This window comes from Marinomonas ushuaiensis DSM 15871 (assembly GCF_000521805.1).
Taxonomy (GTDB): domain Bacteria; phylum Pseudomonadota; class Gammaproteobacteria; order Pseudomonadales; family Marinomonadaceae; genus Marinomonas; species Marinomonas ushuaiensis.
In genome coordinates this window covers 1-628 of the sequence record NZ_JAMB01000039.1, presented here as the reverse complement: position 1 = coordinate 628, position 628 = coordinate 1, and the positions used below count along the sequence as shown (strand labels likewise).

Below are 628 nucleotides of genomic sequence, written 5' to 3'. Positions count from 1 at the left end.
CAGATAATTTGTGTGGGCGCTCGCTAGAGACTTCAGAAGACCATCGCATTGCTACTTGTAGCGTGTAGTTGGTCAAAAAAATTGAAGACTTACGAGAGTCTACACGGCAATCGCTTTATGTTGTTTTGTTGTTCTTCGGGATGATGAGACGATTAAGTTATAGTTAGTGTAATAAGATTTGAGTGAGCAAGTTCTTTAACTGAAGAGTTTGATCATGGCTCAGATTGAACGCTGGCGGCAGGCTTAACACATGCAAGTCGAGCGGAAACGATGTAGCTTGCTACAGGCGTCGAGCGGCGGACGGGTGAGTAACGCGTAGGAATCTGCCTAGTAGAGGGGGACAACATGTGGAAACGCATGCTAATACCGCATACGCCCTGAGGGGGAAAGGAGGGGATCACTTGTGACCTTCCGCTATTAGATGAGCCTGCGTGAGATTAGCTAGTTGGTAGGGTAAAGGCCTACCAAGGCGACGATCTCTAACTGGTCTGAGAGGATGACCAGTCACACTGGGACTGAGACACGGCCCAGACTCCTACGGGAGGCAGCAGTGGGGAATATTGGACAATGGGCGCAAGCCTGATCCAGCCATGCCGCGTGTGTGAAGAAGGCCTTAGGGTTGTAAAGC

General features: G+C 50.0%; 1 rRNA gene. It reads left to right on the top strand.

The annotated features are described in order from the left end of the window. Positions 1 to 196: 196 nt before the first annotated feature. Positions 197 to 628: ribosomal RNA gene (locus MUS1_RS15580) — 16S ribosomal RNA — on the top strand; the annotation flags it as partial.